The following is a 12281-nucleotide window of genomic DNA, read 5'->3' on the forward strand; positions in this document are numbered from 1 at the left end:
GCCCTTCGCCCGAGCCTTCACCGCCCTCTTCCGTGGCCGTGTAGGCCGCCGTCGTCCGGTCGGCCATCTCGCGTGCCGTCGGCTCCGCCTCGCCGCCCGCGACGTTCGCCGCGTACCAGGACTCGCTGCTGGCCGTCATGAACTGCCGGCCCTCCTCCGCGCCCACCCACGCCATGAACTGCCGAGGATCCACGGGCTCGCCGGTCGAGAGGTGCAGGAACAGCCCCCGGAGCATCATGTCCCAGCCGACGCCGACCGCGCCGGGCCCGAACTGCGCCCACTTCTTGTCGTCGACGTGGGCGATGTGCTCCAGCACGAAGCGCGTCCCGCTCTCCTCGGGCGCCAGCCGCAGCTCGATCCAGCTGACCTCGCCGCCGTACTCCCAGGTCGCGAAGAAGCTCCTGGGCGGGTCGCAGCGCTCGATGGTGCCGCCGGCGTTGCCCTCCAACTGGTAGCGGCCGCCCAGCCGTAGTTCGCCCGAGACCGGCAGGAGCCAGCGGGGGATGCGCTCGGCGTTCGTACAGGCGTCCCAGACGTCGTCGACCGTGGCGTCGTACGACCGGCTCAGGGTGACCACACGGGCCTCACCCGCCCTGAAGGTGCGCCGGCCGACCTGCCGGCTCACGGCGTTGATCTCATGTGTCACGTCGGTCATCAGTACTCCTCGGGGCTTCCTCGGCGCCGCGCAGCCGGCGCTCGCGCTTGCCGCGCGCCAGTTCCGTGGCCAGGGCGTCGAGATGGGGGGTCCAGAAACGGCGGAAGCGGTCGAGCCAGGCGTCGATGTCCCGCAGCGGTTCGGAGTTCACGGCGTACAGGCGCCGGGTGCCCTCGGGGCGCACCGTCGCGAAGCCGTTCTCCCGCAGCACCTTCAGATGCTGCGAGACCCCGGGCTGCGATATGCCGAACTCCTCCCGGATGACCTCACAGACGGCCCCGGAGGTCATCTCACCGTCGGCCAGCAGCTCCAGTATCCGGCGGCGCACCGGGTCCCCGAGCACATCGAAGGCGTGCATGGCGCCAATATACCAGGGGTTGCTTATATAAGCGACCCCTGATAATATCGGGGCGTACGGACGGCTCCCGTCAGCCGAAGGCGCGCACGGCCCGGTAGTACGTCCAGGCCGTGCTGTTGCACGCGGTCTTCGTGCCGCCGGTGTACCCGGCACACACCCGCTTGAGGTCCTCGTAGAAGGCGCTGTCGAGGCGTGTCTTGTTGGCGCTGAAGGTGCCCGCGGCCTTGTAGTTGCGGTAGCCGAAGTCATGCCGTGCGCAGGACAGGGTGAAGGGGAAGCCGAACGGGTTGTCCGGCGAGGAGGAGCAGTAGTCGGTGGACCAGTCGAACCCGTAGGCCGCCCAGGCGGCCTGGTTCGCGCGGGCGGCGGCCCAGAGGCTATAGCTCGACGCGCTGGTCTGGGTCCAGTTCGCGAGAACCCGGGCCTTGTCGGCGGGAGCGGCCCCGGCGGTCGCGGCTGTGCCGACGACGGTGACGAGGGCCAGGGTTGAGGCGGCGAGACCGGTGGCAAGTCTTCGGTGCATTCCTCACCTCCATGAGGCTGCGACCCGCCCTCGGGTCGCAGGTTCATGTCAAGAGAATGCGCACCGCGACAGGGGTTTCACACCGCAAGTGCCCTAATAGACCGTTAACTTATGGACATGACCGTCAATCGGAGTATGAACAGCTGTTCCGCGGGGCACTGACGACCGATCACAAGTGAGGATTCGATGCCCGCACGACTGCCCTCCCGCCGCGCCCTCGCCGGCCTGGTCCTGGCACCGGCGCTCGCCTTCCCCTCGGCCGCGCACGCGACGACCGCCGGGCCCGTCCCGGCGACGCCCCAGGCTTCCCAAGTCCCTCCCCGGAAGACCCATTTCGACCTCCAGGCCCACCGTGGCGGCATCGGCATGACGACCGAGTCGACGCTGGAGGGATTCGGCAAGGCCCTGCGCCTCGGGGTCTCCACCCTGGAGCTGGACACCCAGGTGACCAAGGACCGCAAGGTGGTCGTCACTCACGACCGGCAGGTCAGCGCGCAGAAGTGCCGCGACACGGCGCCGGTCGTGCCGGGCGACCCGATGTACCCGTACGTCGGGAAGTACATCAAGGACTTGACACTGACTCAGATCCGGACCATGGACTGCGGCTACCGGCAACTGCCCGGCTTCCCCGAGCAGGAGCAGATCAAGGGGGCCCGGATGGTGGAGCTCAAGGACGTGCTGAACCTGGTCAGGAAGTACCGGGCCAAGCACGTCGGGCTCAACATCGAGACGAAGGTCGAGGCGGGCGCGCCTGAACAGACCGCGCCGCGCGAGCTGTTCGTACGCCGGGTGTTCGAGGAGATCCGGGCGTCGGGCATCGAGCGCCAGGTCACCATCCAGTCCTTCGACTGGGGCGCGCTGAAGGCGATGCACAAGCTCGCCCCGAGGTGGCCGCTGGTGGCGCTCACCAACTACGACTTCCTCCAGGTGGGCAAGCCGGGAGCGTCCCCGTGGCTGGGCGGGATCGACGCCGACGACTACGGCGGCGACTTCGTGCGGGCCGCCGCCACCGTACCCGGCGTCAAGGTCCTCTCCCCCAACTACGGCTTCCCGCAGAGCGGCAAGGTCGGCGACCCGGACTTCCGCTTCTACGCCGACCGGACGATGGTCGCGAAGGCCCACGCCCGGGGGCTGAAGGTCGTCCCGTGGACCTGCGACGACCCGGCTACCGTGGCGGCGCTGATGGACATGGGCGTCGACGGCGTCATCACCGACCACCCCGACCGTGTCCGGCAGATCATGGCCGAACGGGGCATGCGCCTGCCCAGGCCCTACTACCCGCGCTGACCGGCGTGCGCCGGGCGGCCCCGTGCGGCCCGAGTGCGCTGCGGCCCGGTCATCCGGTCTCCAGCCCGAAGAGTGCGTGCACGTCGTCGGCGCCCAGGGTCAGGGCCCGGGACGATCCGGGGTCGAGGGCCCTCCGCGCGGTGCCGGACGACCGGCACTGGGACGGCGGCGGCCGAGTCGCCGGACAGGCCGACGTCGCCGACCTGCGGCACCAGTACGTCCTCCTCCGCGAGCGCAGGCCGGTGCGCGACCGCCGCCTCCAGTCCGCGCCCGGCCGCCGCCCGGGCGTGCAGGGCGGCGCGGATCCGCTCGGTGAGGGGGCCACTGGCGGGAACGTGCCGTGGGCCCCCCGCGGGACCGTGCCGAGGGCCCGGCGGCGGAGGAACACGCCCAGGGTCCGCCGCGCGAGCACGCCCAGGGTCGGGGGGCGCGGGAACATGCCGCAGCCCCGGAAGCACGCCCGGGGTCCTGCGCCGCGGAACCACGCCCAGGGTCCGGCGCGGGTCCGTCCCCCGGGTCCTGCCCGCTCACCGTGCCGACAAGCGGTCGTCGCACCACTCCTTGATCATCGCGACGACCTGCTCCAGCGTGCCCGGCTCCTGGAACAGGCGGGTCGCCTCGGGCACCACCCGCACGGAGTGCGGTGCCCCCAACTGTTGGGCGGCGTCCTCGGTCAGCCGCTGCACTCCCGGGTCCCGGCCGCCGGCGATGAGCAGCACGGGCACCTGGATCCGCCCGAGCGCCGCGCCCGCCAGGTCGGGCCGGCCACCCCACACGACCGCGCTCAGCACCCGGTCCGGCAGCTCCGCCGCGGCCTGGAGCACCGCGGCCGCCTCGGTGCCCGTGCCGCACAGGACGATCGGCAGGGCCCGGGAATCCGGCTGGATCTTCAGCCAGTCGGCCCCGGCCACCACACGGCGGCCCAGCAACTCGACGTCGAAGGGCTGTTGCGCCGTCACCGCGTCCCCGCGGTCCTCATGCTCGCTCAGCAGGTCGAGCGCCAGCGTGCCGAGGCCGGCCGCGCGCAGTTCGGCAGCGACGGAGCGGGTGCGCGTGCTGTGCCGGGAGCTGTCGATGCCGTGCGCCGACAGCACCATCGCCCGGGCCTGCGCCGGGACGAAGAAGTCACCGCCGAGCGTCACATGCCCGGCGGGCACCGACACCATCTCGGAGATCTCGGGCATCATCCGTCTCCTCAGGTCACTCGGCTCCACCGAGCCGATACGTCGCGTCCTCCTTCCTCTCACGTACCCCGTGAGCGGAAGGTGGATCGCCACGGTCACGCCATATCGCGGGCGGCCACAGCCGGTCTCCGACGGTCACGCCGGTTCACGGGCGGTCACGCCGGACCTCCCGACGGTCACGCCCGACCACGGACGGTCACTCCGGATCACCGTCGGACGCAGCCAGCCAGCCGGTCCAGTGCCGGACCGTGACCACGATCAGCGGCCCCTCCGGCGGCTGCTCCCGGTACTGGGGGTACTTCCGACGCAGCAGGTCGACCCCGGCGGCGTACTCGTGCTGTTCCGGCGTCCCGGACACGTCGGGAGGTACGGCGCGGGCGCCGCCGTCGGCACGGACCCACCACAGCTGGTTCCAGTCCTCGTCGTAAACGTCCGCCAGCAGGCACACGGCCGGGTTGACGGCGATGTTGTGCAGCCGACGGAGCCGCAGCGACCGCTTCGGTTTCCGGTCGACGGCCGTGACGACGCGGTCCCCGTCGCGGGCGAACACCACCGGCACGAGGTGGGGCCGCCCCTCGGCGTCCACGGTCGCGAGCCGTGCCACGCGGGCCTCGCCGAACCGCCCGCGCGCCTCCTCGCCGTCCATGTCCGGCACGTCCACTCCCAGTCCTGTGCGTCTCGTACTCCGGCTACGCGGCGGTGCTTCGCCGCGCCGAGCGCCCCTTGCGCAGGAAGCGCCGCAGCCGGGCCTCGGTCCAGGTGTTGATCACGTCGTCGCCGGTGAGCCAGCCGCGCTGCGCGGTGCCCACGCCGTAGCGCATGTTGGCCAGATGCAAGGTGGCGTGGGCGTCGCTGTCGATCGCGAACTTCACTCCGTACCGCTTCGCCCGCAGGATGTCCTCGTCACGCAGGTCGAGCCGGTCGGGGTGAGCGTTGATCTCCAGGGCCGTGCCGGTGCGGGCGCAGGCCGCGAACACCGCGTCGAGGTCGGCGTCGACGCCGGGCCGCTTGCCGAGGATGCGGGTGGTGGGGTGGCCGATGATGTTGACGTACGGGTTCTCGCAGGCCCGGACGATCCGCCGGGTCAGCGCGTCGCGCCCCTGGTTGAAGTGCGAATGCACCGAGGCCACGCACAGGTCGAAGCCGGCCAGGAACTCCTGCGGCCAGTCCACCGCGCCGTCGGGGTCGATGTTCAGCTCGGCGCCGTGCAGCAGCCGCATGCCGCCGCGCCTGCCTCGCTTGCCGTACGCGCCGTCGAGCTCGCGCACCTGCTCGCGCTGGGCCAGCATCCGCTCGTCGGTCATCCGCTGCATGTACAGGTTGGGCCCGTGGTCGGTGACCGCGTAGTAGGCGTAGCCGCGCTCGGCGGCCGCGGCGACCATCTCCGGCAGCGGGGCGAGCCCGTCGGTGAGGTCGGTGTGCGTGTGCAGGTCGCCCCGGATGTCCTGTTCGGTCACCAGCTCGGGCAGCTCGTCGCGCAGCCCGGCCTCGATCTCGCCCCGGTCCTCACGCAGGGTCGGCGCGATCCACGGCAGGCCGAGCCGAGCGTACACGTCCTCCTCCGTCTCGGAGACGATCTTCTCGCCGGTCTCGGCGTCGAACAGCCCGTACTCGGAGAGCTTGAGCCCCTGGTGCACGGCCAGCTCGCGGGTGCGGATGTTGTGCGCCTTGCTCCCCGTGAAGTACTGGAGCGCGGCTCCCCAGGAGTCCGGCGGTACGACCCGCAGGTCGACTGCGAGTCCCTTCGTCGTACGGACCGACGTCTTCTTCTCGCCGTGCGCGATGACCTCCGAGACGTACGGCAGCCGGGTGAACGCGTCCATCAAGGATCCCGACCTGCCCGCCGCGGCAAGCACGTCGATGTCGCCGACCGTCTCGCGGAAGCGGCGCAGCGACCCGGCGTAGGTGCAGCGGCGGCAGCCGGTCACCTCGGACAGGGCCGCGACGATGTCGTCGGCGAGGTCCATGGCGGCGTCGAGCAGGACGCGGTCCCCGGAGGACTGGAGCAGGGCGATGCCGTGGAGGATGTTCTCCTCCGTCTTGGGGCCGAAGCCCTTGAGGTCGCGCAGCCGCTCCTGGTGGATGGCGTCGGCCAGTTCGTCGACGGAGGAGATGCCCAGCTCCTCGTAGAGCGTCAGGGCCTTCTTCGGGCCGAGTGTGGGGATGGCCGTCAGCCGCCGCACGCCCGCGGGGATCTTCGCCCGCAGTTCATCGACGGCGGACACGCTGCCGCCCTGGAAGTACTCGATCACCTTGTCAGCGATCGACTTGCCGACGTTGGGGATCTCCTGGAGGCCCTTGGCGTCGAGCTTGTCGACCTCGGCGTGGTAGCCGCCGATCGACCGGGCAGCCTTCTCGTAGACGCGTGACTTGTACGCGTCTCCTCCGGTGATCGAGATCAGGTCCGCGTACTCGTAGAACAGCGCGGCGACCTCGTCGTTGGAACGAGCCACACCTTCAGGGTAGGCAGCGATCCGCGGATCATGCGTGCGTCTTCCCGGGAGTGCGGCTTGCCGTTTCCGGGGCGGTACGGTCCGCGGATCGCGGGTACTCGTGCTGACGGCACCACTCCCTGAGGAGATGACCACGATGTTCTTTCTCGGACTGCTCCTCCTCGCAGCGACGGGCGCCTTCGTCGGGCTGGTGATTGCCTACAACCTCTCCGGCGGCCCCGAATACACCGTGTCGATATTCGGATCCGACATCGCCACCCTGAACTCGTTGGCCGTCTTCTGCTCGGGCCTCGCCCTGGCGTTGCTGTTCTGTCTGGGCCTGGCGATGATGCTGAGCGGTAGGGGGCACGGGCGCCGTAGGAGCCCACGGCGGCGCGAGTCCGCCGACGCCCCGCGCCGCGGCATCCTTGGGCGTGGCAGCCACGCCTGAGAGAGGCCGTCCGCCGCATACCAGGCCTGACTACGCCGGCTTCCGCGCGCCCCGCGTGGCCGTGTGCCGTACGTCCACTGCGGTGAGCGCCAGCGCCAGCGGCCCGGGCGCCAGGAACGCGAGCGGCACCAGCATCCAGGCGCACAGCGCGGCCGTGGCCACGGCCAGCAGGATCAGGCCGCTGCCGCCGATGTCGCGTACGGCGGCCCGCACGGCGGCCCGCCAGTCCGTCAGGGACTCGGGCCGGGCGCAGGCCCGTAGACCGACCAGCAGGGCACACGCCCCGATCGCCGCGGCCGTCACCGCGAACAGGGGCGCCCCGGGCAGTCCCGCCCTGGCGAGCGCCAGGTCGGCCGCGAACAGCAGCAGGCCCGCGAGCGCGACGGATCCGGCGAGCAGGTCGCCGGCCCGCAGGCGCCGCCGCAGCAGCGCGACGTACTGTCCGGCCGTGACGGGCCGCTCCTCGCCCGCCTCACGTGCGCGCATCCCGCTCACCCCTTCCCTTGAGTCCGGAGCTGGCCATACCCTCCACCAGGAACCGCTGGAAGGCGAGGAAGAACAGCACGATCGGCAGCAGCGCGATCACCGACATGGCGAGCTTCGGGCCGAACGCCGAGGTACTGGAGGCGTCCACGAACTGCCGGAGCGCCAGCGTCAGCGTGAACTTGTCCGGATCGAAGAGATAGATCAGCTGGGTGAAGAAGTCGTTCCAGGTCCAGATGAACGTGAAGATCGCGGTGGTGATCAGCGCGGGCCGGGTGAGCGGCAGGATCACCCGGCAGAAACTGTGGAACGGGCCGCAGCCGTCGATGCGGGCCGCCTCCTCCAGCTCGCGCGGCAGACCGCGCATGAACTGCACGATGAGGAAGACGAAGAAGGCCTCGGTGGCGAGGAACTTCAGCAGGATCAGCGGCCAGTAGGTGTTCACCATGCCGAGCTGGTTGAAGATGATGTACTGCGGGATCAGCACCGCGTGGTGCGGCAGCATGATCGTGGCGATCATGAAGGCGAACAGCGGCCCGCGCATGCGGAACCGCAGCCGCGCGAAGGCGTAGGCGGCGAGCGAGCAGCTGATGACGTTGCCGAGGACCGCGCCGCCCGCGATCAGCAGCGAGTTGGACAGCAGCCGCCAGACGGACATCGCGAAGGCAGGCGTGAACACCTGGAAGGCCTGGATGGTCTGGAGCACCAGGTTGAAGAAGAGCACCGGGGACAGCATCGGCACGGTGACGGACAGGAACTGCCGCCATTTCCCGGCCCCGTCGGCCGCCGCCGCCTCGTACAGCTCGGCGGGGATCTGCTGGAGGCCGGCGAGAAAGATGACCATGGGCGCGCCGAACTGCCACACCGTCAGCAGCGCGACGGCGAGCAGCGCCCAGCCGGGCTTGTTGACCCAGCCGCCGGTACCGAGCAGGTTGTCCACGGTCCCGCCGTCGTTGAAGACCGCCCGCCACACCAGGGCGATGGACATCGACGCGCCCAGCAGCGAGGGGGCGTCGAACGCGGAGCGGTAGAAGGCCCGGCCGCGTTTCATGCCCTTCAGGGCGAGGGCGACGCCGAGGGCGAGCGCCAGCTGGAGGGGCACGGCGATGACGACGTACGTCACGGTCGTCACGACCGACCGCCAGTAGCGCGGGTCCTCGGTGAACATCTGCACGTAGTTGCGCAGGCCCACCCAGTTCGGCGGGTTGAACAGGTCGTAGTCGGTGAACGACAGGTACAGCGACACGGCCATCGGCAGCAGCGTGAGCACGATCGCGCCGAGCACCCACGGGGACAGGAACACCCAGGCGGCGCCCTCGCGTTCGCGCTTGGGGCGCTTCTTCGGCGGGATGGGGGACCGCCGGGCGGCGGGGGTGCGGGCGGGTATGTCGGTGGTGGTCATGACCTCAGCTCCGCCTTCGCCTCGGTGACGTAGTTCTCGGCCGCCTCGCGCGGCGACATGCGCCCGTACGACACCTGGTCGTAGTCGCGCTGGAAGGTGGTCTGCAGGGCGTTGTCGCCCGAGGGCGGGGCCTGCGGAGGGTCGTTGAGCGTGCCCTCCAGAGAGCCCTGGAAGTCGGCGACGGTCTTGTCGAAGTCCTTCAGCTTCGGCCCGATCTCCTCGCGGATGGTCTCGTTGACGGGGATGCCGCGGGTCGCCCCGAGGATTCCCGCGGCCTGCCGGTCGTTGAGGAGGAAGTCGATGAGCCGGGCCGCCTGCTCGGGGTGGTCGGTGTTGGCCGAGATTCCGAGGAACATCGACGGCTTGTAGTACTGGCCGGGCGTGCCGTCCTCGCCCGAGGGCATCGGCGCGAGCGCGACGCCGCTCGGGATGAGGGCGAGGTAACCGCTGGAGTTGCCCCCCGGCCCCCAGGCCCCCTGGTGCCCGCCTCCTCCGCTGGCTGCTACTCGCCGTGGTACGGCAGCGTGGTCCCGGGCAGGTTGTACTCGTCACGGCGGCCGCACATGCCGAAGCCACCGAGCCGGGTCGGGGCGGCCTCGTACGCCGTGGCCTCGCCGAGATACCCGGGCTCGCCGTCGGCCAGCGCGTCCAGCTGGGCGCCGGTGCGCTCGGCGGTGGCCAGGGCGCCCGCCCGCCACAGCTCGCGCCAGGTGGGCACCTTGGCCCGCACCAACCGGGCGGCGGAGCGCTGGAACTCCAGGTACGGGCCGTTGTCGCCGCCCTGGAGTGCCTCGCGCAGGGCGAGATAGCCCTCGACGGCGAGGTCCCTGCGTCGCCGGGCGGCCGCCTCCGTCTCCGGTCCCGTGCCGGGCGGCAGCGTGGCCGCGGCGGCGTACGTGTCGGGGTCGGCGAGCACCTCGGGCGGGAAGGTGAACACGGCGTCACCCGCCTCGGGCAGGCCGCTGTTCTGCATCAGCACGGTGATGCGCAGATCGCCGCCCTGCACCATGCGGTGCACGGTGCCCGGCGTGAACCAGGCGACCGAGCCCGGCTCCAGCGGGATGTCCCGGTAGCCGTCGGGGCTCAGCGTCTGCACGGCTCCCCGGCCGCCGGTGACGACGTACGCCTCGGTGCACACCAGGTGCAGGTGCGGGCTGCCGCCGCACACGCCGTCGGCGGCCTCCCAGGTGTAGGCGCTCAGGTGCGACAGGCCGACGGCGCCGGGCAGGGGGTACGGGAGAGTGGGTTTGGGCTCGTTGTTCACCACGGCAGGCCTCCCAGGTACGTGCCGACGCGCTCACTGTCCCAGGCGCCGTCGGCGACAACGACACGGTAGCGGTAGCCGAAGGACTCGCCCGGCGGCAGCTCGAACTCCTCGAAGAACGCCCACGAGAACGCCACGGTCGGGAACGGCTGGGAGCGCACGAACCAGTGCGAGTCGTGGATCGCGGACGTCCCGTCGAGGTTCTCCGGCGCGTGCGCGAAGACGAGCGTGGAGTGCCCGTCGACGTCGTCGTGCTCGGTGGTGAAGGCGAGCCAGGGGCCCTGGCTGCCCATCAGCTTCTCGGCATCGTTGTCGGTGTCCGGGGCGAAGACCCTGCCGCCGGTGAAGTCGCGCGGGCCGCGCCACTGGAGCCCGGTGTAACCGGCCAGTTCGCGGCCCGCGGTGGTCGGGGAGCCGAAGGCGAGCGGCTGGTCACGGACGTTGGTGAGGCGGATCGACCAGTCCAGCGCCCAGGTCCCGGCCTCCTCGTCGACCGAGTGGACGGTGATGCCGCGCACCTCGCGCGCCCACTGCTCGCCGCCGTTCTCGATCCAGGTAAGGTCCTCGGTGAAGGACACGCGCTCGTCCTCGACCGTGAACGCGGAGAAGCCGTCGTGCCGCATCGAGCCGACCCGCTCGGGCAGGGGCAGATAGCCCTCGCCGTGCACGTAGCAGTTGCCGCCCCAGAAGTTCTGGCCGGACAGATGGCTCGCGGTCATCTGCAGGCCCTTGTGCCAGCGGTGGTCGTTCGGCCGGTAGCCGGTGACCGTGCGCCCGGCGAGGGTGCGCACCGGGTGGGCGTACGGCTTGCGCGACTCGAACGCCCCGGGGTCGGGGCGGTAGACGTAGCGGAGGATCTCGGTACCGTTCGCCGCCGTGACCGCGATGTCCTCGCCGTGGGTGTGGCTGACGCGGATACTCATGCGCGCTCCTTGGGGGCCCAGTCGGGGTGATCGCCGTGCATGGCGTCGTAGAAGGGATCGCCCGGTGTGATCTCGCCGGCCCGCACCGGGTGGCCGGTGAACGCCGCCTTGTAGAGGGCGGCGGCGAACTCCAGGGTGGCACGGGCGCCGGGGCCGCTGCCGGGCGGCCGTACGCCCTTGTCGTAGGCGTCGAGGAGGCCGCCGAGCTGGGCCGTGTGGGAGCTGGGCACGTCGGCCGCGGGGGTCCGCCAGGCGGCGCTGCGGTCGGCGGGGACGTGCGGGGCGGGGGTGTAGACCCAGTTGTCGTTGCTGTGCCCGTACAAGTGGGTGAGCTCGACCGTGCCGTCGGCGCAGTCGACGCGGATGCGGCTGACCTCGTCCGGGGAGAGCACGCTGTTGACGACGGTGGCGAGGGCGCCGCCCCGGAAGCGCACCAGCGCGGTGGAGACGTCCTCGCTCTCGGTGTCGTGGACGAGCCGGGCGGCCATGGCCCGCACCTCGTCCCACTCGCCGAGCAGGTGCAGCAGCAGGTCGTACTGGTGGATGCCGTGGCCCATCGTCGGGCCGCCGCCCTCGCTGGCCCACTTCCCGCGCCACGGGACGGTGTAGTAGGCCGCGTCGCGGTGCCAGGTGGTCTGGCAGTGCGCGACCAGCGGGGCGCCCAGCCCGCCGCCGGAGATCAGCTCGCGCGCGTGCACGGCGCCGGAGCCGTAGCGATGCTGGAATACCACGGACGCGTAGGTGCCCGCCGCCTCCTCGGCCGCCGCGATCTGGTCGTATTCGGCGAGGGAGAGGCACAGCGGCTTCTCGCACAGCACCCAGGCGCCCGCCTTGAGCGCCGCCACGGTCTGCTCCCGGTGCAGGGCGGGCGGCGTCCCGATGAGGACCAGGTCGGGGCGTACGGCGTCCAGCATCGTGCCCACCGAGGTGTACCCGGCGACCTGGTCGCCCGCCAGGTCGCGGAAGGCGGTCAGCCGCTCCTCGTCCACGTCGACGGCGGCGACCAGCTCCACCCGGTCGGAGTGGGCCCGCAGCGCGGGCAGATGGCTGCCGCTGACGATGGCGCCGGTGCCGACGACGGCGACGCGGCGGCGGGCTGGGGACAGGGACATGCGGCGCTCCTTGTACGGCCGACGGACAGACGCTTAGAAAGCGCTTGCACACGGTAGGCGACCCTAGGTCGCGAGCGCATGTCAGGACAACCCCCCGTGAGCAACCTGCACAAGGTTCGCCCATGCGTTCTCCCAGCCCGTGGGCCTCCTGGATGCCGGTTCCCGATCTCGCAACCCACACCGACCCCAGGGGCCTCCTACCGTTTC

The 12281-nt window shown here is 71.3% G+C and carries 12 protein-coding genes and 3 pseudogenes; 2 read left to right on the forward strand and 13 right to left on the reverse strand.

The window, feature by feature from the left end; all coding sequences use genetic code 11:
• The 3 genes from H8R17_RS10835 to H8R17_RS10845 form a co-directional block, all read right to left on the reverse strand.
• A partial coding sequence (locus H8R17_RS10835; RefSeq protein ID WP_187822936.1) for an SRPBCC family protein occupies positions 1-655 on the reverse strand: 655 nt, incomplete at its 3' end.
• Positions 636-1013 carry a helix-turn-helix transcriptional regulator gene (locus tag H8R17_RS10840; protein WP_187822937.1) on the reverse strand — a complete coding sequence of 126 codons (378 nt, stop codon included), beginning with the start codon at positions 1011-1013 and terminating at the stop codon, positions 636-638. The genes H8R17_RS10840 and H8R17_RS10835, both read right to left, overlap by 20 nt.
• Before the next feature lie 70 nt (positions 1014-1083).
• Positions 1084-1536, reverse strand: a complete 453-nt coding sequence (locus H8R17_RS10845) for a phospholipase (RefSeq protein WP_187822938.1) — start codon at positions 1534-1536, stop codon at positions 1084-1086.
• Positions 1537-1722: 186 nt separating this feature from the next.
• Between H8R17_RS10845 and H8R17_RS10850 the strand changes: the two genes are divergently transcribed.
• The gene (locus H8R17_RS10850) at positions 1723-2823 is read left to right on the forward strand and encodes a glycerophosphodiester phosphodiesterase family protein (RefSeq protein WP_187822939.1); all 1101 of its coding nucleotides are present in this window, start codon (positions 1723-1725) and stop codon (positions 2821-2823) included.
• A gap of 527 nt (positions 2824-3350) precedes the next feature.
• Here the strand turns inward: H8R17_RS10850 and H8R17_RS10855 are convergent.
• The 3 genes from H8R17_RS10855 to polX all read right to left on the reverse strand — a co-directional run bounded on the left by H8R17_RS10855 (position 3351) and on the right by polX (position 6460).
• Positions 3351-4007, reverse strand: a complete 657-nt coding sequence (locus H8R17_RS10855) for a dienelactone hydrolase family protein (protein WP_262505179.1) — start codon at positions 4005-4007, stop codon at positions 3351-3353.
• Between the two features lie 196 nt (positions 4008-4203).
• Positions 4204-4662, reverse strand: coding sequence for a TIGR03668 family PPOX class F420-dependent oxidoreductase (locus H8R17_RS10860; protein WP_187822983.1), 459 nt, complete (start codon positions 4660-4662; stop codon positions 4204-4206).
• Between the two features lie 34 nt (positions 4663-4696).
• The gene (polX, locus tag H8R17_RS10865; RefSeq protein WP_187822941.1) at positions 4697-6460 is read right to left on the reverse strand and encodes a DNA polymerase/3'-5' exonuclease PolX; all 1764 of its coding nucleotides are present in this window, start codon (positions 6458-6460) and stop codon (positions 4697-4699) included.
• A 127-nt stretch (positions 6461-6587) separates the two neighbouring features.
• Between polX and H8R17_RS10870 the strand changes: the two genes are divergently transcribed.
• Positions 6588-6890 (forward strand): hypothetical protein, encoded by a 303-nt coding sequence (locus tag H8R17_RS10870; protein WP_316959373.1) that lies wholly within the window; start codon positions 6588-6590, stop codon positions 6888-6890.
• 30 nt (positions 6891-6920) lie between these two features.
• Here H8R17_RS10870 and H8R17_RS10875 read toward each other — a convergent pair whose 3' ends face one another.
• The 7 genes and pseudogenes from H8R17_RS10875 to H8R17_RS10905 form a co-directional block, all read right to left on the reverse strand.
• Entirely contained in the window at positions 6921-7376 is a 456-nt protein-coding gene (locus H8R17_RS10875; protein ID WP_262505180.1) for a hypothetical protein, read from the reverse strand.
• Positions 7363-8031, reverse strand: a pseudogene (locus H8R17_RS10880) (carbohydrate ABC transporter permease); the annotation flags it as partial. The gene H8R17_RS10875 and the pseudogene H8R17_RS10880, both read right to left, overlap by 14 nt.
• Positions 8026-8775: pseudogene (locus H8R17_RS10885) on the reverse strand (carbohydrate ABC transporter permease); the annotation flags it as partial. The pseudogenes H8R17_RS10885 and H8R17_RS10880, both read right to left, overlap by 6 nt.
• A pseudogene (locus H8R17_RS10890) lies at positions 8772-9227 on the reverse strand (carbohydrate ABC transporter substrate-binding protein); the annotation flags it as partial. The pseudogenes H8R17_RS10890 and H8R17_RS10885, both read right to left, overlap by 4 nt.
• A gap of 50 nt (positions 9228-9277) precedes the next feature.
• Positions 9278-10039 carry a cupin gene (locus H8R17_RS10895; RefSeq protein ID WP_187822985.1) on the reverse strand — a complete coding sequence of 254 codons (762 nt, stop codon included), beginning with the start codon at positions 10037-10039 and terminating at the stop codon, positions 9278-9280.
• The gene (locus H8R17_RS10900; RefSeq protein ID WP_187822942.1) at positions 10036-10962 is read right to left on the reverse strand and encodes a PmoA family protein; all 927 of its coding nucleotides are present in this window, start codon (positions 10960-10962) and stop codon (positions 10036-10038) included. The genes H8R17_RS10895 and H8R17_RS10900 overlap by 4 nt, the downstream gene beginning before the upstream one ends.
• Complete coding sequence (locus H8R17_RS10905; RefSeq protein WP_187822943.1) at positions 10959-12074, reverse strand: Gfo/Idh/MocA family protein; 1116 nt, start codon at positions 12072-12074, stop codon at positions 10959-10961. Before H8R17_RS10905 ends, H8R17_RS10900 begins: the two co-directional genes overlap by 4 nt.
• Between the last annotated feature and the right edge of the window lie 207 nt (positions 12075-12281).

The organism is Streptomyces sp. TRM68367 (assembly GCF_014495685.1).
In the GTDB taxonomy this organism is placed as follows: domain Bacteria; phylum Actinomycetota; class Actinomycetes; order Streptomycetales; family Streptomycetaceae; genus Streptomyces.

Bases quoted from the DNA above. Each gene is read 5' to 3' on its own strand.
- H8R17_RS10875 (WP_262505180.1), bottom strand. From the start codon at position 7,376: ATGCGCGCACGTGAGGCGGGCGAGGAGCGGCCCGTCACGGCCGGACAG.
- H8R17_RS10905 (WP_187822943.1), bottom strand. From the start codon at position 12,074: ATGTCCCTGTCCCCAGCCCGCCGCCGCGTCGCCGTCGTCGGCACCGGC.
- H8R17_RS10850 (WP_187822939.1), top strand. From the start codon at position 1,723: ATGCCCGCACGACTGCCCTCCCGCCGCGCCCTCGCCGGCCTGGTCCTG.
- H8R17_RS10840 (WP_187822937.1), bottom strand. From the start codon at position 1,013: ATGCACGCCTTCGATGTGCTCGGGGACCCGGTGCGCCGCCGGATACTG.
- H8R17_RS10870 (WP_316959373.1), top strand. From the start codon at position 6,588: ATGACCACGATGTTCTTTCTCGGACTGCTCCTCCTCGCAGCGACGGGC.
- H8R17_RS10845 (WP_187822938.1), bottom strand. From the start codon at position 1,536: ATGCACCGAAGACTTGCCACCGGTCTCGCCGCCTCAACCCTGGCCCTC.
- H8R17_RS10900 (WP_187822942.1), bottom strand. From the start codon at position 10,962: ATGAGTATCCGCGTCAGCCACACCCACGGCGAGGACATCGCGGTCACG.
- H8R17_RS10855 (WP_262505179.1), bottom strand. From the start codon at position 4,007: ATGCCCGAGATCTCCGAGATGGTGTCGGTGCCCGCCGGGCATGTGACG.